The organism is Streptomyces sp. NPDC027672 (genome assembly GCF_055566335.1).
Map to the genome: position 1 here is coordinate 32,477 of NZ_JBVHSO010000024.1, position 19,057 is coordinate 51,533.

The following is a 19,057-nucleotide window of genomic DNA, read 5'->3' on the forward strand; positions in this document are numbered from 1 at the left end:
CGGCACCGCTCCCGGCGTCCGGATGCCGGGACCCGGCTGCGCGTCCGCGTTCTGCGACCTGGCTCCGCCCTCGGCTCCCCGCGCCCGGACCGTCGACGCCCGCCTAACGCGGAACGCCCGCGTAACGCGGATCGTCTCCGTGTGGCGGACGCCCGGACCGCTGACGCCCGCCCACTGCGGATCGTCCCCGTAGGCGGCCCGCCAATCCGGGACCGCCGGTGCCCGCTCGCCGCGGATCGTCCCCGTAGGCGGTCCGTCAACCCGGGTCCACCGGACGCCCGCCCCCGCATATCGCGGGCCGTACGGCAGCCCGGCACCGGCCGCGCGCGGCCGTCCCCCAGCAGTGGCGCAGTCGTTCAGCGGGGTGTGAGCAGGGCCCGTAGCGCGGCTTTGTCCGGCTTGCCGCTGGGGGCGGTGGGGACCTCGGTGAGGTGGACGATCGAGGCCGGGACGCAGGCCTCGCCCACCTCCCGGGCGACCAGCTCGCGCAGCGCGTCCGTCTCCGGGGTGGCGCCGGGCTGCGGGACGACGAAGGCGTGGATCGCCTCGCCGGTCCGCTCGTCCGGTATCCCGACGACGTACGCCTGGTCGACGCCGGGGTGGGAGGCCAGGGCCCGCTCGATGGGGCCCGCGTAGTGGACGACGGCGTCGACGATGACGATGTCGCGCGTGCGTCCGGCCAGCCGCAGGTGCCCTCGGGTGTCGAGCCGGCCGAGGTCCCGGGTGCGGACCCAGCCGTCCCGCAGCACCTCCGAGGTCTCCCGCGGGTCCTCCCAGTAGCCGCAGAACGCGTCCGCCAGCCGGACCCACACCTCGCCCGTCCGTCCCCGCGGGAGGTCCCGGCCGTCGGGGTCGCGCACGGCCATCTCGACGGTGTCGAGCGGTCGTCCCACGCTGTCGGCGAGGCCGGGATCGGCCGCCAGCTCGTCGGGTTCCAGCAGGGTGAGCATCCCGGTCTCGGTCTGGCCGTAGGCGTGGTGGACCACCGGTCCGAGCAGTTCCGCCGCCTCGGTCAGCCGGTGGGGCGCGAGGGGGGATCCGGCCACGACGAGGGCGCGCAGGCTGCTCGTGTCCACGGCGCGGTCGCGTACGGCGTCGAGGATGCCGTACAGCCGCGGCACCGTCGTCATGCAGGCGGTGACGCGCAGCTCGGCGAACACCTCGGGGAACCGCAGGGGCTGTGCCGGGATGACGGCGGTGCCTCCGCCCAGCAGCGCCAGGACCAGGTGTTCGAACATGACGGCGCTGGTGAGCGTCCCGAAGAGCAGGAAGCGTGCGTAGCGTGCCGCGAGGCGTCGGGTGCGGTCGGTCCAGCGGGCGGGCTGCAGGGCCCAGCCCTGGGACAGGGCGCCGTAGGTCACCAGCGTGCCCTTGGGCCGGCCGGTGCTCCCGCTGGTGAGGTGGATGACGCCGATGCCGTCGGGCTCGCCCCGCGCGGTGAGGTCGTCGGGGCCGGGTACGAAGGACGCCGGGGGCCGCAGCGCGCCGCCGGTCTCCAGCAGCGGGATGCCGCCCGCCGCGGCGGCCAGGTGGGGCCGGCTCGCGGCGTCGTCCGTCACCACGGCGTCGACCCCGCGGGCCAGGATGTCGCGCAGGTGCTCGCCGGTCAGCCCCGGTCGCAGACCGACGACCTGGCAGCCGACGACATGGGCGGCCACGCGGACGGCGAACGCCTCCGGTGTGACCCCGGTGTCGAGGGCCACGCGGGAGCCCGCCGTCAAGCCCGCGCCGCGCAGGCCACGCACGAAGCCGGCGATCGAGACGAGCACCTCTCCGCGGGTGACCGCGCGTCCCTCGTACTCGAACGCGGTCAGGCCGGGGGCGTCGCGGAACGCGTCGAGCAGTGCTCGCGGGAAGACTTCTCCGGGCTTTTCGTCCACTTCGGCTCCTTGTGGGCCGGAAAAACCGACGTAAAGGCGCTGTGAATGACTGGAAAACGTCCATGCCGGGCGGGGAGGAGCGCACATGACCCGCCAATGACCCGCTCACGTTATCCGACCAGGGGAATTCACCCCATCGGAGGGGGAGTGACCTACATCACATTGAGGCGGACTGGTCTCGTCCTTTAATCATCAAGTATCGTCTTCGTCGCCCCCACGGAAGGCAGAAAACCATGTCTGATTTAGGACAGGTTGACTATCTCGTCATCGGCGGCGGTCCCGCCGGACTTCAGGCCGGGTACTTTCTAGGGAAAAGCGGCAGAGATTACCTCGTCGTCGAAGAGAGTGACGCTCCGGGCGCTTTCTTCACTCGTTTTCCCAGGCATCGGACGCTTATCTCCTCCAACAAGGTGCACACCGGCTGGAGCGATCCGGAGCTGCGGCTGCGCGTCGACTGGAACTCGCTGCTCTCGGACGAGGGACCGCTGTTCACCGCCTACTCCCCGCGGTACTTCCCTCCGGCCGACGACATGGTCCGCTATCTGGCGGACTTCGCGCGGACGCACGAGCTGCGCATCCGGTTCAACACCCGCGTGTGTCGCGTCGGCCGGTCCGACGGCGGCCTGTTCGCCGCCACGGACCAGCATGGCAACGTTGTCCGGGCCCGGCGGATCATCGTCGCCACGGGTGTCTCGCGGCCCTACGTGCCGCCCATCGAGGGCGCCGAGGAGGCCGAACACTACGCCGAGGTGTCCGTCGACCCGGCCGAGTTCACCGACAAGCGGGTGCTGATCGTCGGGCGCGGCAATTCCGCGTTCGAAACCGCGGACAACCTCATCGAGACCGCAGCCGTCATCCACGTCGCCGGCCCCGGCTCGCTCAAGCTGGCCTGGCGGACGCATTTCGTCGGACATCTGCGGGCCGTCAACAACAACTTCCTGGACACCTACCAGCTCAAGTCCCAGAACGCCGTACTGGACGGGGACATCCTGCGCATAGCGCGGAACCCGGACGGCACCTATGTGGTGAGCGTGAAATTCGCCCGGGTCGAGGAAGTGGTGAAGGACATCCCGTACGACCGGGTGATCCTGGCCACCGGATTCCGCTTCGACGCCTCGGTGTTCGACGACGACTGCCGTCCCGACCTCGTCATCAAGGACCGCTTCCCACGGCTCACCCCCGCCTGGGAATCCGTGAACGTGCCCGGTCTGTATTTCGCCGGCACCATCACCCAGTCCCTGGACTTCAAGAAGTCCACCAACGGCTTCATTCACGGTTTCCGGTACGGCGTCAAGGCGCTGCACCGCATACTCGAACGCCGCTACCACGACCGGGAATGGCCGCACACCGCCCTGCCCGCCTCCGCCGGCGCCGTGACGGACGCGGTCGTCCAACGGGTCAACCGCACCTCGGCCCTGTGGCAGCTGTTCGGATTCCTCGGCGACGCGGTGCTGGCCGGCACCGACGGCCGGGTGCGCTACTGCGAGGAGGTCCCGGTGGCGCATCTGCACGAGGCCGCCGCCCGCGGCGACTTCGGCGACCTGGCCTCCTACTTCACCGTCACGCTGGAGTACGGCGCCGACCACGACCGGGTCGACCCCTTCGACATCACCGTCCGCAGGACGCCCCAGCAGGACACCGGCGGCCTCGACGCGCGCTATCTGCACCCCGTCGTACGGCAGTTCCGCCCCGACGGCACCGGCGAGCCGGTCGCCCAGCACCACCTCACCGAGAACCTGGAGAACGAGTGGGACAACCCCGACGTCCACGTCGGCCCGCTCCGCTCCTTCCTCGCCTCCCGGCTGCCCGCCGGGAACGACCTCCCGGCCGGTGCGGAACCCGCCGCGCCCCCGGCATGACCCGCCCGCGCCCCGCCCGCTCCCGCGACGCGGCCGAGCGGGCCCGCGAACGGCTCCGCCCCGAGCACTACGACTTCATCGCCGGCGGCGCGGGCGAGGAGACGGCACTCCGGGAGAACGAGGACGCCTTCAGCCGGCTCGCCCTGCTTCCCCGGGTGCTGCGCGGCGGCGCCGGCCGCGACACCGAAGTGGGCGTGCTGGGCCGGAAGTGGCCGGCGCCGCTGTTCGTCTCGCCCACCGCCTTCCACCGCCTCGCCCACCCCGAGGGCGAACTGGCCACCGCGCGGGCCGCCGCCGCGACCGGCACCCCGCTGGTGACCGGAATGGCCGCCACCACCGCCGTCGCGGACGTGGTCGCCGCCGCCCGCGGGACGGACCCGGAGGCCGTGGTCTGGTTCCAGCTCTACCTGCAACCGGAGACCGAGGTCACCGCCGCACTCGTGCGCCGCGCCGAACGGGCGGGGTGCTCCGCGCTCGTCGTCACCGTCGACTCGCCCGTCTTCGGCCCGCGCACCCGTGACCTGCGCAACGGCTTCCACGATCTGCCGCCCGGACTCGCGGCCGAGAACATGCGGGACCTGCCCGGCACCGCGCCGGGCGGCACCCGCGACATCACCATGTGGCCGGCCGGCTGGGACGACCTGGCACGGCTGCGCGAACTGACCGGTCTGCCCCTCGTCCTCAAAGGCGTACTGCACCCCGAGGACGCCCGCGTGGCCGTCGAGCGGGGGGTGGACGCGCTGCTCGTCTCCAACCACGGGGGACGACAGCTCGACGCCGCTCCCGCCGCCGTCGAGGCGCTCCCGGCCGTGGCCCGCGCCGTCGCCGGACGGGTGCCGGTGCTCATGGACGGCGGGGTGCGCCGGGGCACCGACATCGCGCTGGCCCTCGCCCTCGGCGCCCGGGCCGTCGGGGTGGGCCGGCCCGTGCTGTGGGCCCTGGCCACGGCCGGGGAGGACGGGGTGCGGGAGGCCCTGACGGCGCTGCGCGAGGACTTCGGCCGGGCGCTCGCCCTGTGCGGCGGACGCCGGCCCGGGGACCTCACGGCCGACCAGGTGGTCCCGCGCGGGTTCCCGCACCGGCCACCGGAAGGAGAGCGGACATGGTGAGCAGGACGACGGCGGCGGCACTGGCCGCGGGCGGCGCGCTGCTGCTGTCCTCCCCGGCCTGGCTGCCCGACCGGGTCGTCGCCCTGCGGACGAAGGTCTTCGCCCGCGTCAACGGCGACGAGGGCATGCTCTTCCCCGACGCCGTCTTCGGGCCCGACCGTTTCCAGGAGGTCTACGGCCATCCGGCCGCCGCCGGCCGCAGCAAGGGCGCGGCGCTGTCCGACCTGTTCTGGTACTGGCTCGCGCCCGGCGCCGACGTCCACCAGGAGCACCTGGAGGCCGGCCCCCGCTACGACGAGGTCGCCCGGCGCACCCTCGACATCCTCTCCGGCCCGTCGGCGCAACTGTCCGCCGCCGCGGCCCGGCACACCCGGCAGGTCCTGGAAGCGGCCGGCACCGGCCGCGTGCGTGCGGTACGGCTGCGGGACCTGATGATGCCGGTGTGGGCCGAGTTCTTCTACGGGCTGGTCTTCGAGGAGCCGTGCCCGGCCGAGGCCCGGCGGCTGATCGTCGCCCACGCCGAGGACGTCGTCAACGCCCTCAAGTGCACCCGTTTGCGCCATATGCGCCGCCGGAACCGGCTGACCCGCTATCTGCTGCGCCGGCTGGCCGCCGGGGACGTGCCCCACGCGCTGCCCGCCGGCCTGACCCGCCGCCAGCAGGCGTTCTACCTCCAGGGCACCTTCTTTAACACCGCGGTCGTCCAGATGTCCGAGGCGATGGCCCACCTCCTGCTGGTCCTCGCCCAGCACCCGGAGACACAGCGGCGGGTGGCGGCCGCCCCCGACGACGACCGCTACCTGACGCACGTCATGAACGAGACGTTCCGCCTCTACCCGCTGTTCGGGGTGGCCCACCGGATCACCACCGCGGACCTCGCCCTCGACGGTCTGCCGGTCATCCCGGCAGGCTCCGTCCTGGCCTTCAGCTACCCCGACTACCACGCCACCGGCTACCCGGACCCCGAGCGTTTCGACCCCGCGCGCTGGGAGTCGCTCTCCGCCCGGGACGCCCACCACATCCCGTTCGGCGTCGCCGCCAACCGGCCCTGCCCCGCCTGGCGCCTCGCCCCGGTCGTCATGCGCGCCGCGACCCGCGAGGTGCTGGCCCGGTACGTGCTCGACTCTCCCGTCGGCCACACCCGCTCCATCCCGCACCGCGCCCCCTGTCTGCTCGTCCCCCGCGACCGCCCGCTCCCGCGGCCTCTGCGAGGCGTCCTGCGGACGGCGCTGACCGTCCGGGACCGGGCCGAGGACGTCGGACGCAGCCTGCTGCAACTCCTCTTCGGCACCTGGATGGTGCTGGAGGCCCGCCGCACCAGGCCCGCCGCGACGTACTTCGCCCGGCACGACACCGAGGGCCGCCCGCTCGACGGCGACCAAGGTCTGCCCGGCACCGGGACGGGACGGGAACAGGCCGCGCGCACCTGCCCGTACCCGGGCCGGCGAGCCTGACGGGCCCCACCTTCCTCCCGCGTCTCCTCACCAAGGAGTCACCGTTGTCGACCACCGAGATGGGTCCGGCGTTCTTCCTCGCCGTGGCCGTCATCCTCACCGTGTGCCGCCTCGTCGGCTGGCTGCTGCGCCGACTGGGCCAGCCGCCCGTGGTCGGCGAGATGGTCGCCGGGGTGGCCCTCGGCCCCTCCGTCCTCGGTCTCGTCTCACCCGGCCTGGAGAAGGCGGTGTTCCCGGACGAGATCCGCCCCGTGCTGTACGTGGCGGGGCAGGTCGGCCTCGTCGTGTTCATGTTCCTGTCCGGGTACGAGTTCCGCACCGACCGGCTCCGGTCGGTGGGCCGCACGGCGGTCCCGGTCTCCGCGGCCGGCATCGTCGTCCCGCTCGTCCTGGGCACCGGGCTGGCCTGGGCGGCGCACGGCACGGTGGACCTCTACCCGGACGGCGTCTCCACGACGGTGGGCGCGCTGTTCGTCGGAGTCACCGTGTCGATCACCGCCTTCCCGATGATGGCCCGGATCATCACCGAACGCGGCCTGACCCACACCCGGTTCGGGGCGGTCTCCCTGGCCTCGGGCGCGCTGGACGACGCCGTGGCGTGGGTGCTGCTGGCAGGAGTGCTCAGCATGGCGGGCGGGGGAGCGGACACCTTCCTGCTGGCGGTGGCCGGCACGGCGGGCCTGGCCGTGCTGCTGTGGCTCTTCCTCCGCGTCCGGCCCGCGGCCCTGGAACGGGCGCGGCAACTGACCGACGACCACATGCTGCTGGTCACCGTCCTGCTGCTGTTCCTCGCCGCGTGGTACACCGACCGCATCGGCCTGTACGCCGTGTTCGGCGCCTTCAGCCTCGGCATCGCCTTCCCCCGCGACCCGGTGGTGACCCGCGCGGTGGCGGCCATCGCGCCGATCAGCCGCATCGTGTTCCTGCCCCTGTTCTTCGCCTACTCCGGACTCAACACGGACTTCACGCTGCTGTCCGACGGCCGGCTGCTGCTGTTCACCGCGGCCTGCGTGCTGGTGGCGATCGTCAGCAAGTTCGGTGCCTGCTGGGCCATGGCGCGGCTGATGGGCGAGCCGCAGGCCGTCGCGGTCCGCGTCGGCACGCTGATGAACGCGCGCGGCCTGATGCAGCTCATCGCCATCAACGTCGGCCTGGCCGCGGGCATCGCCTCGCCCGCGCTGTTCGGGGTGCTCGTGATCGTCGCCCTGGTGACGACGGTGATGACGAGCCCGCTGCTGGCCCTGCTGGACCGGCGCGGTCGCACCGACCTGCCGGACCGGACCCCGCCCGCCGAGACGACCTCCGCCGGCCCCGGCGCGGGCCCGGCACCCACCGGGCACAGCCCCCGGACCCACGGCACCGGCTGACGACGACGCCGGCTGGCGGCCACGCCGGCCGACCGCGCGTCCCCGGCTCCGGGCGCTCGTCGCGGACGCGCGGGCGGCGGGCCGGCCGTCGGTCGCTGGGGCTCGTCAAGGCGCATCATGGAGGGCATGCGAACGCTGCCTGTGCTGGTCTACGACGGCGACTGCGGTTTCTGCTCCGCTTCGGTGGCCTTCGCCCGGAGGTGGGTCAAGCCGCGCTGCGACATCGAGGCCGGCCAGCGGGCCGAGCTGGACGCCCTCGGCGTCACCCGGCAGCGGGCCGAGTACGAGGCCCTGTGGGTGACCCCCGACGGGCGGGTGTACGGCGGTGCGCAGGCGGTCGCCAGAGCGCTGCTGAGCGCGGGCCGCGGCTGGGCCGTCGCCGGGGCGCTCCTGCGACTGCCGCCCCTGCGCTGGGCCGCCCACGGCGTCTACCGCGTCATCGCCCGCAACCGCCACCGCCTCCCCGGCGGCACGCCGGCCTGTGCCGTGCCCCCCGGCCGGCGGCCGGGAGCCGACTGAGCGGGAGGGCCGTTCGCCGGTTCTCTGTTCGACGCGACAGCAAACGTGCATACGGTGATCAGACCGGGGCAGACGGCTCCCTGGACACGCATCCACCACTCCCGGCAGCGCAGCCGCATGGAGGGTGCGCGCTCACGGACGTCGCGGGCCCCGTGAAACGGCCCGCCTTTCGGGAAGGTTGTCGCTGTGTTGCTGCCTGCGGAGAAGGAACTGCGTGCGGTGCTGGCCCGCTTCGCCGACGCTCGCTTCCGCCATGACCTGCAGCCCACCGGTCACTCCAGCCGCGAACTGGAGGACGCCACCTACACGCTGTGCGTCATGACCGGCACCCAGTCGGTGGACCAGGCCCTCGCCACCGCCGACGCCCTTCTGGACCGGCTGCGGACGGACCGTCCCGCGGCCGCCAGGGCGACACAGACCCTGGCCGCCTGACGCCAGGCGGCCAAGCCCACCCCGCGCATCCGAAAGCCTGCCCGGACGAGGCGTGTGCCCGGGCAACGCGCCGCCGGGAAGGGCCAGTCCGGTCCGCGGCCCCTGCCCCGTGGTTCCTCGGAACGCGGGGCCCGGGGCTCGGAGCAGGGCCTTACTGCGGCGGGCGCGCCCAGGCGCGGACGGCCAGCTTCCCGGTGGTGCCGAGGTCGAGGTGGGGCGTGACGGTCACCGGATCGGCGCCGCGCTCCGCCCGCACCCTGACGTACGGAACGTCGACGGGAGCGCCGTCCTCGGTGGTGTTGCGCCACATGAGCCCGGAAACGGCGCTCTCCCCGGGCTTCAGTACCAGCGGGCGGGCCGGCTCGTCGAATCCGGTCCCGGTGCTGATGCCCCCGCTGCCCCGCACGATCCGGATGCCCTCGACGGGGGACAGGTCCTCGTCGAGGAGTTCGAGGAGCGGGTAGCCGTCGAGGGCGTACGCGCGTGTCCCGCAGTTCTCCAGGTGCAGTCCCACCACGCGCAGCCCCATCGCGGCATCGCCCTGATCGGCGCTCAGGCGGATGCCGGAAGGCGGGCACTGGCCGGACGCCGGCGGCGCCTCGCCGGCCGGCACCCTGGTCACCCTGGCGACCTTGACCCGGGTCACCGGCGACGCTCCGGGCACCAGTTCCCCGAGGCGGACCGTGCCGCGTACGGTCGCCCCGGCACCGACCGAGCGGACGGTCTCCTCCTTGCTGGCCATGACCTCGCCGGTGTCCGTGGTGAAGGTGAAGAGGACCGTGTACGTCAGGGCCGCGGTGCCGTCGTTGGTGACCTCGTAGGCGGCCGAGACGCCGGAGACGCGGCCAGGAAGCGGGTCGGGGTGGACGGAGAAAGCGTCCGGACTGGGGCTCGCGGTGGGCGTGCCGGAGGGGACGGTCACCGAGGTGATCCGGACGCCGTCCACGGACGGCGCGGTGACAGCCGGCCGGCTCGCGGGACCGGTCACGTCCGGGCCGAGGCTGCCCGGCTGTCCGGAGCCGCACGCCGTGAGCAGCAGGAGTGCGGCAAGGGCCGGCGGGAAGAGACAAGTGGCTGTGCGCATCGGGACACTTCATCAGGGTCCCGGCCGCCGGGCTGTGGCGTACGTCACGACGGCGGGTCAACGGCTCGCTCCGTACGGCCTGTCGGCCGCTGCCGCGACCCGGGCCTGCGCGTTTCGCGGCCAGGGTTCCGTGAGGGCCTCGGCGAGGTCCCCGGGACACGGCCGCGCGGAGCCGGCGACGCCCGACGGCCGGCGCGAGGCGGTGCCGGGCGTCCCATCTCGGACGCCGGGAGGTGCCTCGGTCGGGGTTCCGCGACCCCTCACACGGTGTTGGCGCGGATGCGCGCGAGCAGGGTCCGCAGCTGTTCGCGTTCGTCCGGGTCCACCCCGGCGGTCGCTTCGGCGAGGGCGAGGCGGTCGATCTCCTCCGCCTCGCGGTGACAGCGCCGGCCCGCCTCGGTGAGCCGCAGCAGGAACGCGCGCCGGTCCTGCGGATGGCGGAGCCGCTCCACCAGGCCGTCCCGTTCCAGACTGTCGACGATCGCGGTGGCGGTGCGGGGGGCGATGCCCGCCCTCTCGCTCAGATCCCGCATGCGGAGCGGCTCCCGGGCCCCGGCGAGCATGCGCAGGGCACGCAGCCGGGCCACCGACGCCCCTCTCGCCCGCAACCGGGCCTCCACGAACTGTCGTAGCCGGTGCGTCGTCTCGTACAGCTCGTCGATCAGGATGTCGCTGCTGCCCTGCACTGTCATGGCGCTCAGTCTCTCCTGTCCGCCCTCGCCCCCGCCATACGCTGAGACCCCTCATAGTGAGTATGCTCAGCATATGCTCCGACGCCACTCCGTGCTGTCCGCCCTGCCGTCCCGTCTCAGCCAGCGCCTGGTCGTCCCCGTCGTCAGCGTCAGCGTCACGTTCATCGCGATCGTCGACGGAGCGATCACCACCGTCGCCCTGCCCTCGATTGCCCGTCAGTTCGGGCTGACCACCGCCGCGCTGGACGGAGTGGTCGTCGTCTACCCGGTCTGTCTGGCCATGGCCATCCCGGCCTCGGCCTGGCTCGTCGAACGGTTCGGCGGCAAACGCGTCCTGCTGACCGCGCTCACCGTCTTCCTCGGTTCGTCGCTGCTGTGCGGGGCGGCGGCCGGGCTCGGCCAGCTCGTCGCCTGCCGTGCGGTGCAGGGCCTGTCCGCCGGTGTCCTCTTCCCGGCCTCCACCGCCCTGCTGTTCGCCACCTTCACCTCGGCGGAGCAGGTGCGCATCTCCCGCTACATGATCATCCCGCAGCAGATCGCGCCGGCCGCGGCACCCGTGCTGGGCGGGCTGCTGGTGGACCACCTGTCCTGGCGCTGGGTCTTCTACGTCAATCTGCCGGTGGGCCTGCCCGCCGTGCTGTTCGGCGCCCTGTTCCTGGCCGGCGGCCGGGGCGGCCGGCCCGGCCGCTTCGACCTGCCCGGACTGCTGCTGAGCGCGGGCGCGCTGGCCGCCTTGATGTTCGGCATCTGCGAGGGACCCAACCAGGGCTGGACCTCCCGCACCATCCTCACCACGCTCCTGCTCGGCGCGGTACTGCTGGCCGGCGCCGTCGCCGTCGAACTGCGCACGGCCCAACCCCTGCTCCGGCTGCGCCTGTTCGCCGACCGGCTGTTCCGCGACACCAACCTGATCAATCTCATCGGCCTGATACCCATCATGGGCGCCCTGTACCTGACCCCTCTCTTCGTCCAGCAAGCCCAGCACCGCAGCGCGCTGGAGTCGGGCCTGACCACGTTCCCCGAGGCGTTCGGCGTGCTGCTGACCGTGCAGGTCGCCGGTGCCCTGTACGCCAGGGTCGGCCCGCGCCTGATCGTCGGCTGCGGTCTGGTCGGTCTGGGCGCCGTACTGCTGCTCCTCGCCACCTGCGACGCGGACACGGACCTGTGGACCGTCCGCGGCTACATGTTCCTGTTCGGCGCCGCGATCGGCACCTTCTTCATGCCCACCACGGTGGCCTCCCTGGCCACCCTCGACCGGACCGACCTGGCCCAGGCCACGATGCTGAACACCGTCGTACGCCAGACCGGCGGCGCGCTCGCGCCGGCCGCCGTGACCACCGCCCTCGTCCTCGGCACCCCGCCCGAGACCGCCGCGGCGCCGCCCGTCACCGCCTACCAGCACGCGTACCTGGCCCTCGCCGCGATCGCGGCGGCGACGGCGGTCCTCGCCTTCACCCTGCCCGACGGCCCCGCCCGCGCCGCCGTCCGCGGCAGCACGGCCAGGACCTCCGGGCCCGTCCTGCCCCGACGCCGGCGGGACCGGGTCGGCTCCTGACCCCGGGAACACCGCTCGCGTACGTACGGACCTCCTCCCCGTCCGTGCCGTCCCGCCGGCGCCACGGATAGGGTGAGCGGTGACCGACCGGACCGGGCGGGGACCTGGGCCTGTCTGATCTTCGGGTCGTTGCCCGGAGGGCGGCCGGGGCGTCGTACGCGGCCGTCTCCGCCGTCTTCGCGCCGACGGCAGCCTCCGCCCACCACCCGGGAACGCGGACGACTACGACCACCGGAGTGCGCATGACGACGGACAGCCCGGGGACGGACGGGGCGGCGCGCGCGGCCGGTGTGGAGGTGCGGCCGGCCGCCGGATACATCGGCGCGGAGATCGACGGCGTCGACCTGGCCGGGGAACTGGACGAGGCGGTGGTCGCGGTCGTCCGCGCGGCGCTGCTGCGCTGGAAGGTGGTGTTCTTCCGCGGGCAGCGCCTCGACCACGCCTCCCATGTCGCGTTCGCGCGCCGGTTCGGCGAGCCGGTCGTGCTGCCCAGGCGGGGCAGCGCCTCCCCGGCGGGCGTGCCCGAGGTCGAGACCACCGCCGACCGGCTGGAACTCGGGGGCCGGTTCGGCATGGAGCACGACGAATGGCTGCGGCGCCGCCGCCACTCGCTGCTGCGCGGCTGGCACTGCGACCACGGCGCCCGGATCGACCCGCCCGCCGCGACGATCCTGCGCGCCGAGGCCGTACCGCCGTACGGCGGCGACACCACCTGGTCCAACCTGGCCGCCGCGTACGCCGGACTCTCCGCGCCCGTGCGGGAGTTCGTGGACGGACTGCGGGCCGAGCACCGGCTCGGGGTCGGTTACCAGCCGCGGCCCGGCGACGACGCCTACGTCCGCCACCTGCTGGAGCACCAGACCGCCACCGTGCACCCGCTGGTACGGGTCCACCCGGAGACGGGGGAGCGGATCCTCTTCGTCAACGGCTACTACGTCGAGCAGATCACCGGGCTCTCCCGCGCCGAGAGCCGGGCGGTCCTGGACATGCTGCTGGAGCAGGCCGTCCGCCCCGAGTACACCGTGCGCTTCCGCTGGGAGCCGGGCAGCGTCGCCTTCTGGGACAACCGGGCCACCGTGCACCTGGCGCCAGGCGACCACGCCCAGCTCGGCTCCCCGCGGATCATGCACCGGGTGATGCTCGCCGGGGACGTGCCCACCGGGGTGGACGGCCGTCCTTCGGAGGCGATCACCGGGAGCGCGCCCGGCCGCTGGTGAGCCCGGAGCTGTCAACACCCGGCGTGCCCAGGCGAGTTCGGCCCCCGCACTGCGAGGCCGCGCCCGCGGACGCGAGGGCAACGAGTCCACGCGGACGCGGCTATGCCCTCGGCGAACCGGGCAGGCGGGGGCCGGCAGTCTCTGGTTGAGTGCACTGATGGAGATCTTGGTGTTGGGCGGCACCGCGTGGGTGGGCCGCGAGGTATCGCGGCAGGCACTGCAACGTGGGCATCGGGTGACCTGTCTGGCCCGGGGGAAGAGCGGCGAACCGGCCGAGGGCGCGGTGCTGGCCGTCGCGGACAGGGCCGACCCGAAGGCGTACGACAGCCTGAAGGGCCAGGACTGGGACGCCGTGGTCGAGGTGTCGTGGCAGCCGGGCTTCGTCCGCGGGGCGCTGGCGGCGCTCGGCGAGCGGGCGGGCCACTGGTCGTACGTGTCGTCGGTCAGCGCCTATGCCTCGCATGCGCGGCCGGACGCGGACGAGTCGGCGGAACTGCTCCCGGCCGCCCGCGGCGACGAGGTCGACCACGGGCTGTTCGGAGAGGCCAAGGTGGCCTGTGAGCAGGCCGCGACGGCCGCGGTGGGCGACCGGCTCCTCATCGCGCGGGCGGGACTGATCGGCGGCCCCGGCGACCACAGCGGGCGCTCCGGCTACTGGGTCGCCCGCGCGGCCCGCGAGCCGTCGGCCCCGCTCCTGGTGCCGGCCTCCCCGGCCCTTCCCACGCAGGTGGTCGACGCGCGAGACCTCGCGGCATGGCTGCTGGACTGTGCGGAGAACGGCACGACGGGGACGTACGACGCGGTCGGCCCGGTCGTGCCCTTCGGGGAGTGGGTCGCGCTGTCACGGCGGATCGGCGGCCACACCGGGCCGGTGAGGGAAGCCGACGACGCCTGGCTGCTGGAACAGAACGTGGTCCAGGCCATGGGTCCGGAGTCCCTCGCGCTATGGGTGGCCGACCCGGACTGGTCCGGCTTCGGCGCCCGCAACGGCGCCGCGGCGAGCGCGGCGGGCCTGCGCCACCGGCCCCGGGCCCAGATGCTGGCGGACATCCTGCGCTGGGAACGGGAACAGGGCCTGGACCGGCCCCGCCGGGCCGGCCTCAGCGGCGAGCGCGAGCGCCACCTGCTGAAAGCACTGGACGAGAGGCGGCTCGGGGGCATGCGCCCGGCCGGAGCGGAGTGACCTGGGCCGGGTCCCGGGCGCCCTGTCAGGCGGGGCGCCCGGGACCCGGCGCGTACGCGAGGGCAGGAGCTACTGCTCGTCGAGGACGCCGGGGGTGTCGTGCAGGACCACGCTCTGCCGCAACGGGACCCGGCCCATGCCGATGTCGTACATCGGTGACGTCGGGTCGCCGACACCGAAGGCGATGCCGAACGCCATGGTGAGTTCGCTCGGAACGCCCAGTGACTCGCGGACCGTTCCCGCGTACATGCCGAGCAGGGCCTGCGGGATGCCGTGGAAACCCCGTGCGGTGAGCGACAGCAGGAAGTTCTGGGCGTACATGCCGACGTCACCGGCCGTCCGTACCCCGTCGCCGAGCCTCGGCATGAAGAGCAGGGCGACATGGGGTGCGCCGTAGAAGCGCAGGTTCTCGCGGAACACCTCCCGCCTGCCTTCGAGGTCCGAGCGCGCTATGCCCCGGGCCCCGTACACGAGCGCGCCGTGCTGATAGGACCGCTCGCGGTAGACACCGTCGCCGTAGTCGGCGGTGAAGTCCGGGGAGGTCCGGCCTTCCTCCTCCGCCTTGAGCAGTTCCTTGCTCAGGGTGTCCCGGGCCGCACCCGAGACGACGTGCACCGTCCAGGGCTGGGTGTTGCTGTTGGACGGTGCCGTCTGCGCGTCCTCCAGCACCCCGCGGATGTCCGCGGGGGACAGCGGGGTGGGCAGGAACTGCCGGGGCGAGTGCCTGGCGCGCACGAGATCGGTGAAGAAGGAGACGCTGCTGGACAAGGAAGTGCCTTTCCGGGACGTGTGGTTCGAGGTGCCGGGGCGGGTGTGTCAGCGGTGGAGGGAGCGGTTCAGCTCGACGGTCTCGTCCAGCGTGGGCGTGAAGGTGAGAGCGGCCAAGCGTGCCATCTGACGGTCGCGCTGACGCGGGGCCTCGGTCCGGTCGGCCGCGGCGAGGGCCGGTCCCAGCTCCCCGAGACCCAGCTCGGTGCAGTAGGCGGGTGTCATCGGCTGCTGACGCCAGGAGTCGGCCAGCACGCCGGCGTCGTAAGGGTCGAAGCCGCTCTCGTCCACGAGGCGCATGCCGACGCGCCGCGCCTCGCCGGAGTCGGCGGCGACCGGGAGCGCGATGCGGCCCGGGGTGCCCGCCGGTACGCCCTTGGTGCGCAAGGTGCCTGCCAGAGCCGCATTCCACGCCTTCACCACGGGGCGCCCCAACTGCTCCGCCACCCACAGGCTCTCCACCTGGCCCTGCTCCACCGCGTCGACGGGACCGGCGAGTTGGGGGAAGTAGTTGGAGGTGTCGATGACCACGGTCTCCTCGGGGGCGAAGGCGAAGAGCCCGGCCACGTCCGGGACACGGGCGAAGGGGACGGACAGGATCACCACGTCCTTGCCCTGAACGGCCTCTTCCGCGGTCACCGCGCGCGCCCCGAACTCCCGCACGGCGCTGCCGATGGTCTCGGGTCCCCTGGAGTTCGCCACGTCGACGTCATGTCCGCGGGCGCCGAACGTGCGCGCCAGCGTCGTCCCGATCTCTCCGGTTCCGAGGATGCCGATTTTCATGAGGGGTCCTTCCGGGGGTGCGTCGTCCCCCGGGAGAGACGGCGGGCAGGTGTGATGAGGCGCCGGCAGGGCAGGGAGGGGCGCCCCGCACGGCTTCCGGGTGCGGCGGCAGCCTCCTCGCGCGCCGCGCGGCCCACGCGAGCTCAGCGGCCCCGCTTGCCTTTGGCACCGCTCCCCACTCTTCGCGCGACGATCCGGCGGGCACTGAAACGGAGGCTGCCTCCGCACGAGAGGAGCTTAAAACGGAGGCTACCTCCGGTCAAGTTCCCGCTGGTGTCGCCGTAGCCGCCGCTGTGGAACGTCGGCGGTGGCCGGCGAGCCGGAGGCGGGGATGTCTCACGCCGGGCCCCTGTACACCTCGGTGACGTTCGGGCGCGGTGCCGGGCGGTGCCGGGCGGCGGGGCCCTCCGCGAAGGCGCGCAGGGCGTTCTCGGTCGTGCGGGTCACGAAGGCGCGGGTACGGGCGTCCATCGCGTGGTCGCGGCCGCCGTCCCGGGTACCGGCCATGAGGGCCTCCACCCAGCGCATGGTGCCGGTGGCGAAGACCCGCGCGCCGCTCGCTGCGGTGTAGTAGGCCGAGTCGCTGTGGCTGCGGCGGCCACCGCACACCAGCGGGGAGTGGGCCGTTATCTCCAGTGGCGCGGGGACGGGCGCGGCGGGGGTGATCCGGTCGTATTCGACGCCGACCAGGTGGTCGAAGCCGTCGCCGGGCCGTACGCCTGTTCCCTCGTACAGCCAGTGGTCCGCCGCGTGGACGACGTACGGCGCGTCCGTCGGATACCCCTCGTAGAGCACCCCCGTGAGCGACGACTCGGGATCCGGCGCCGGAGCGCTGCGGAAGTCGGTGGTCACCTGGGCGGGCCGGGCGGGGTAGCAGGGGTCGGCCCGCAGCGAGGTCTTGTAGCAGACCACCGTGCGGTCCGGCCGCGTCTGTCCGTCCTCCAGGCGGACCCGGCGGAAACAGGTGTTGGCGCCCAGGAACACCAGATTGCTGCCGGCGTCGCGGGCCCGCGTGACGTGCCGGCGCTGCTCCGGGGTCCAGTACTCGTCGTGTCCCAGGCAGACGACCGCGGACGCCCCGCGCAGGATCTCCGGGTCGCGGTGCACGTCGGTGCCGGTGGTGTAGGCGAGCGGTATGCCGAGCCGTTCCGCCAGCACGACCGCGGCCCGTTCGTACACCATGAACTTCTCCGCGCCGTCGGCGTCGTAGGGCCGGTCGAAGCTGACGGCCAGGGAGCGGGTGGCGTACGCGCCGGAGGCACCGGCGTAGAGGCTGTGGCCGCCCCACCGGTTGTAGGCCTGCCAGGTGGCCGGGGCATGCATCAGGACGGTTCGGCCGGCGCCCCGCGTGGAGCGCAGGATCAGCGGGACGTAACGCTGGTGACCGCTGTCCGTCTCCAGCCGTAGCAGGTACGCGCCCTCCGGCCAGCCGGACGTGCCGAACGTGAGGGTGCGCGGCCAGTCCGCGCGCACGGTGCGGGTGTCCGGCAGGAGGCGGGGCTCCGCCTGGCGGCGGCCCCGGACGCGCTCCGACGTCCACACGAGCCGGGCCTGGGCCCCGCCGTACCAGCCGACGCGGAAGGCCGAGACCCGGAAGGACGCCGCGGTCGTCGAGACGTACAGGCCGCACTCCTCGCCCGGGGTCACGCTCACCCGGTCCGCGTAGCCGGCGACGGCCGGAGCGGGACCTCGGGAAGCGATACGCCAATCGGGTGTACCCGTACGGTCCTGTTCCGCTTCGGGACGGTGGGAGACGGCCGCCCGCCGGTGTCCGTGCGCGGGACCGGCCGCGTCGCAGGCGGCGGCCGTCACGGAGGCGAGCCCGAGGCCGGCGCACGCTCCGAGGAAGCGCCTGCGCGGCGGCCGCCGTCCGGGGACCGCCTCGTGTTCCGGTCTCTCCTGCCGGGCGGGACCCATGCTCATGGCGCCTCCCTTGCACACGGCTCGTGCGTCACCTCTCTCCGGGCCAAGGTGACAGAACGACGCGGACCGCGCGCCTCGCTCCGGGCCGCGGGAGGTCTCAGGTCCAGGGCTTCCGCGCCGGCCAGGGGTCTTGGGGTACGGGTCTGTGATGAGGCGACGTGGCGCGGTGCACCAGGAGGCGGCGGGCCTGCCTCACCGCCTTCTCCGCCGGGCAGCTACGCGCTTCTCCGGCCGGCAGGCACGCGGCCGTCGCCGGCCGCTGCGGCACGGTCCCTCGCCGCTCCACCCGGACGTGTCGGTTCACCGGCTGAAGTGCCGGGGCGTCCGGGCGGTTGCTCCTCCCTTGCCGGGTGGATCAGGACGGCGGTGCGGGCCGGGCGTGGCTGCCGGGCCTCTCAGGTGGTGCGGACGTGTTCGCCGGGGTGGGCGGGGCGGGGGAGTGTGCCGGTGAGGAAGGTTTTGAAGGCCTCGTGGAGTTCGCGGTAGAGGGAGGTGTCCCGGGGGGTGGCGGGATCCGCCCAGCGGGTGAGGACGCCGTGGTAGGTGTCGTCGATGAGGTGGCCGAGACGGTGCGGATCGAGGTCTTCGGTGATCTCTCCGCGCTTCTGCCCGTCGGTGAGGATGGCGGTGAAGAGCTGGGCGGTGGGGGAGGGGTGGGTGGTGAGGCGGCCGGTCCGGTGAGCGGCGGTGATCATGGTGCGGTTGAGCTGCTGATGCTGTTCGTTGAGTTCGGTGAGCGCGGCGAGGCAGTGGTGGAAGCGGGTGAGGGTGTCACCGGGCGAGAGTTCGCCGGTCCGGGTGGTGAGGGCGCGGTGGAGCTGGGTGGCGCGGCGGGTGTTCCATTCCGTGATGAGGTCGTCCTTGTGCGGGTAGTGGTTGAAAAACGTGCCGCGGGCGACATCGGCGTGTGCGGCGATGTCGTCGATGGACGTGTTGTCGTAGCCGTGGTGTGCGATGAGTTCCAGGGCTGCGGTGAAGAGGCGTTCCTGCACTCTGGCTTTGTTGCGTTGACGGCGTCCTTGAGGAGGCGCGGGGGCCGGATTGGTCATGTGTCCCTCCGTGTCGCGGTGCCGGGCGGAGTGTAGGGGTGAAACGGCGCGGGATAAACGGAAATGGTGTGCGGCGTCATGTGAATGGAATATTCCGCTACTGCGCAGATGTGACGGACGTCACTGCGGTCGGCTCTCGGCCAGGGGTGCCCGGAAATCGCCCCTGATCCCGCGCGGGTGTGA

Annotated in this window: 16 protein-coding genes; 9 read left to right on the top strand and 7 right to left on the bottom strand. The window is 73.3% G+C overall.

The genetic code is table 11. The annotated features are described in order from the left end of the window. Nucleotides 1-356: 356 nt before the first annotated feature. Entirely contained in the window at nucleotides 357-1,880 is a 1,524-nt protein-coding gene (locus ACZ4SV_RS35360) for a class I adenylate-forming enzyme family protein (RefSeq protein ID WP_468010861.1), read from the bottom strand. Nucleotides 1,881-2,113: 233 nt separating this feature from the next. On the opposite strand from ACZ4SV_RS35360, the gene ACZ4SV_RS35365 reads away from it, so the two are divergent. From ACZ4SV_RS35365 to ACZ4SV_RS35390, 6 genes are all read left to right on the top strand, one after another. Continuing rightward, entirely contained in the window at nucleotides 2,114-3,739 is a 1,626-nt protein-coding gene (locus tag ACZ4SV_RS35365) for an NAD(P)-binding domain-containing protein (RefSeq protein WP_468010864.1), read from the top strand. After that, on the top strand, nucleotides 3,736-4,848 hold the full coding sequence (locus ACZ4SV_RS35370; RefSeq protein ID WP_468010866.1) for an alpha-hydroxy acid oxidase: 1,113 nt from the start codon (nucleotides 3,736-3,738) through the stop codon (nucleotides 4,846-4,848). The genes ACZ4SV_RS35365 and ACZ4SV_RS35370 overlap by 4 nt, the downstream gene beginning before the upstream one ends. Then, on the top strand, nucleotides 4,842-6,302 hold the full coding sequence (locus ACZ4SV_RS35375; protein WP_468010870.1) for a cytochrome P450: 1,461 nt from the start codon (nucleotides 4,842-4,844) through the stop codon (nucleotides 6,300-6,302). The genes ACZ4SV_RS35370 and ACZ4SV_RS35375 overlap by 7 nt, the downstream gene beginning before the upstream one ends. 44 nt (nucleotides 6,303-6,346) lie before the next feature. Beyond that, nucleotides 6,347-7,669, top strand: a complete 1,323-nt coding sequence (locus tag ACZ4SV_RS35380; RefSeq protein ID WP_468010874.1) for a cation:proton antiporter — start codon at nucleotides 6,347-6,349, stop codon at nucleotides 7,667-7,669. A gap of 126 nt (nucleotides 7,670-7,795) precedes the next feature. Next, complete coding sequence (locus ACZ4SV_RS35385) at nucleotides 7,796-8,188, top strand: thiol-disulfide oxidoreductase DCC family protein (protein ID WP_468010878.1); 393 nt, start codon at nucleotides 7,796-7,798, stop codon at nucleotides 8,186-8,188. A 186-nt stretch (nucleotides 8,189-8,374) separates the two neighbouring features. Further along, nucleotides 8,375-8,620 carry a DUF5133 domain-containing protein gene (locus tag ACZ4SV_RS35390; RefSeq protein ID WP_365881041.1) on the top strand — a complete coding sequence of 82 codons (246 nt, stop codon included), beginning with the start codon at nucleotides 8,375-8,377 and terminating at the stop codon, nucleotides 8,618-8,620. 151 nt (nucleotides 8,621-8,771) lie between these two features. On the opposite strand, the gene ACZ4SV_RS35395 is transcribed toward ACZ4SV_RS35390, so the two are convergent. Both ACZ4SV_RS35395 and ACZ4SV_RS35400 read right to left on the bottom strand, forming a co-directional pair. Next, complete coding sequence (locus tag ACZ4SV_RS35395) at nucleotides 8,772-9,704, bottom strand: DUF4232 domain-containing protein (protein ID WP_468010884.1); 933 nt, start codon at nucleotides 9,702-9,704, stop codon at nucleotides 8,772-8,774. A gap of 260 nt (nucleotides 9,705-9,964) precedes the next feature. Beyond that, nucleotides 9,965-10,396 carry a MarR family winged helix-turn-helix transcriptional regulator gene (locus ACZ4SV_RS35400; protein ID WP_468010889.1) on the bottom strand — a complete coding sequence of 144 codons (432 nt, stop codon included), beginning with the start codon at nucleotides 10,394-10,396 and terminating at the stop codon, nucleotides 9,965-9,967. Between the two features lie 73 nt (nucleotides 10,397-10,469). On the opposite strand from ACZ4SV_RS35400, the gene ACZ4SV_RS35405 reads away from it, so the two are divergent. The 3 genes from ACZ4SV_RS35405 to ACZ4SV_RS35415 all read left to right on the top strand — a co-directional run bounded on the left by ACZ4SV_RS35405 (nucleotide 10,470) and on the right by ACZ4SV_RS35415 (nucleotide 14,351). Continuing rightward, nucleotides 10,470-11,951: a DHA2 family efflux MFS transporter permease subunit gene (locus tag ACZ4SV_RS35405; RefSeq protein ID WP_468010893.1), complete on the top strand. Its 1,482-nt coding sequence runs from the start codon at nucleotides 10,470-10,472 to the stop codon at nucleotides 11,949-11,951. Nucleotides 11,952-12,193: 242 nt separating this feature from the next. Beyond that, entirely contained in the window at nucleotides 12,194-13,168 is a 975-nt protein-coding gene (locus ACZ4SV_RS35410; RefSeq protein ID WP_468010898.1) for a TauD/TfdA dioxygenase family protein, read from the top strand. Nucleotides 13,169-13,325: 157 nt separating this feature from the next. Continuing rightward, on the top strand, nucleotides 13,326-14,351 hold the full coding sequence (locus ACZ4SV_RS35415; RefSeq protein ID WP_468010903.1) for an NAD-dependent epimerase/dehydratase family protein: 1,026 nt from the start codon (nucleotides 13,326-13,328) through the stop codon (nucleotides 14,349-14,351). A 69-nt stretch (nucleotides 14,352-14,420) separates the two neighbouring features. Here the strand turns inward: ACZ4SV_RS35415 and ACZ4SV_RS35420 are convergent, their stop codons facing one another. The 4 genes from ACZ4SV_RS35420 to ACZ4SV_RS35435 form a co-directional block, all read right to left on the bottom strand. Then, the gene (locus ACZ4SV_RS35420) at nucleotides 14,421-15,119 is read right to left on the bottom strand and encodes a nitroreductase (protein WP_468010907.1); all 699 of its coding nucleotides are present in this window, start codon (nucleotides 15,117-15,119) and stop codon (nucleotides 14,421-14,423) included. A 48-nt stretch (nucleotides 15,120-15,167) separates the two neighbouring features. Next, nucleotides 15,168-15,902 carry an NADPH-dependent F420 reductase gene (locus ACZ4SV_RS35425; RefSeq protein ID WP_468010910.1) on the bottom strand — a complete coding sequence of 245 codons (735 nt, stop codon included), beginning with the start codon at nucleotides 15,900-15,902 and terminating at the stop codon, nucleotides 15,168-15,170. 336 nt (nucleotides 15,903-16,238) lie between these two features. Beyond that, on the bottom strand, nucleotides 16,239-17,819 hold the full coding sequence (locus tag ACZ4SV_RS35430; protein WP_468010920.1) for a N,N-dimethylformamidase beta subunit family domain-containing protein: 1,581 nt from the start codon (nucleotides 17,817-17,819) through the stop codon (nucleotides 16,239-16,241). A 401-nt stretch (nucleotides 17,820-18,220) separates the two neighbouring features. After that, the gene (locus tag ACZ4SV_RS35435) at nucleotides 18,221-18,817 is read right to left on the bottom strand and encodes a TetR/AcrR family transcriptional regulator (RefSeq protein ID WP_468010913.1); all 597 of its coding nucleotides are present in this window, start codon (nucleotides 18,815-18,817) and stop codon (nucleotides 18,221-18,223) included. Between the last annotated feature and the right edge of the window lie 240 nt (nucleotides 18,818-19,057).

What these genes read in the sequence shown, in the direction of transcription:
- ACZ4SV_RS35405 (WP_468010893.1), top strand. Translation starts at nt 10,470, where the DNA reads ATGCTCCGACGCCACTCCGTGCTGTCCGCCCTGCCGTCCCGTCTCAGC.
- ACZ4SV_RS35395 (WP_468010884.1), bottom strand. Translation starts at nt 9,704, where the DNA reads ATGCGCACAGCCACTTGTCTCTTCCCGCCGGCCCTTGCCGCACTCCTG.
- ACZ4SV_RS35425 (WP_468010910.1), bottom strand. Translation starts at nt 15,902, where the DNA reads ATGAAAATCGGCATCCTCGGAACCGGAGAGATCGGGACGACGCTGGCG.
- ACZ4SV_RS35400 (WP_468010889.1), bottom strand. Translation starts at nt 10,396, where the DNA reads ATGACAGTGCAGGGCAGCAGCGACATCCTGATCGACGAGCTGTACGAG.
- ACZ4SV_RS35415 (WP_468010903.1), top strand. Translation starts at nt 13,326, where the DNA reads ATGGAGATCTTGGTGTTGGGCGGCACCGCGTGGGTGGGCCGCGAGGTA.
- ACZ4SV_RS35430 (WP_468010920.1), bottom strand. Translation starts at nt 17,819, where the DNA reads ATGGGTCCCGCCCGGCAGGAGAGACCGGAACACGAGGCGGTCCCCGGA.
- ACZ4SV_RS35370 (WP_468010866.1), top strand. Translation starts at nt 3,736, where the DNA reads ATGACCCGCCCGCGCCCCGCCCGCTCCCGCGACGCGGCCGAGCGGGCC.
- ACZ4SV_RS35410 (WP_468010898.1), top strand. Translation starts at nt 12,194, where the DNA reads ATGACGACGGACAGCCCGGGGACGGACGGGGCGGCGCGCGCGGCCGGT.
- ACZ4SV_RS35385 (WP_468010878.1), top strand. Translation starts at nt 7,796, where the DNA reads ATGCGAACGCTGCCTGTGCTGGTCTACGACGGCGACTGCGGTTTCTGC.
- ACZ4SV_RS35365 (WP_468010864.1), top strand. Translation starts at nt 2,114, where the DNA reads ATGTCTGATTTAGGACAGGTTGACTATCTCGTCATCGGCGGCGGTCCC.
- ACZ4SV_RS35375 (WP_468010870.1), top strand. Translation starts at nt 4,842, where the DNA reads ATGGTGAGCAGGACGACGGCGGCGGCACTGGCCGCGGGCGGCGCGCTG.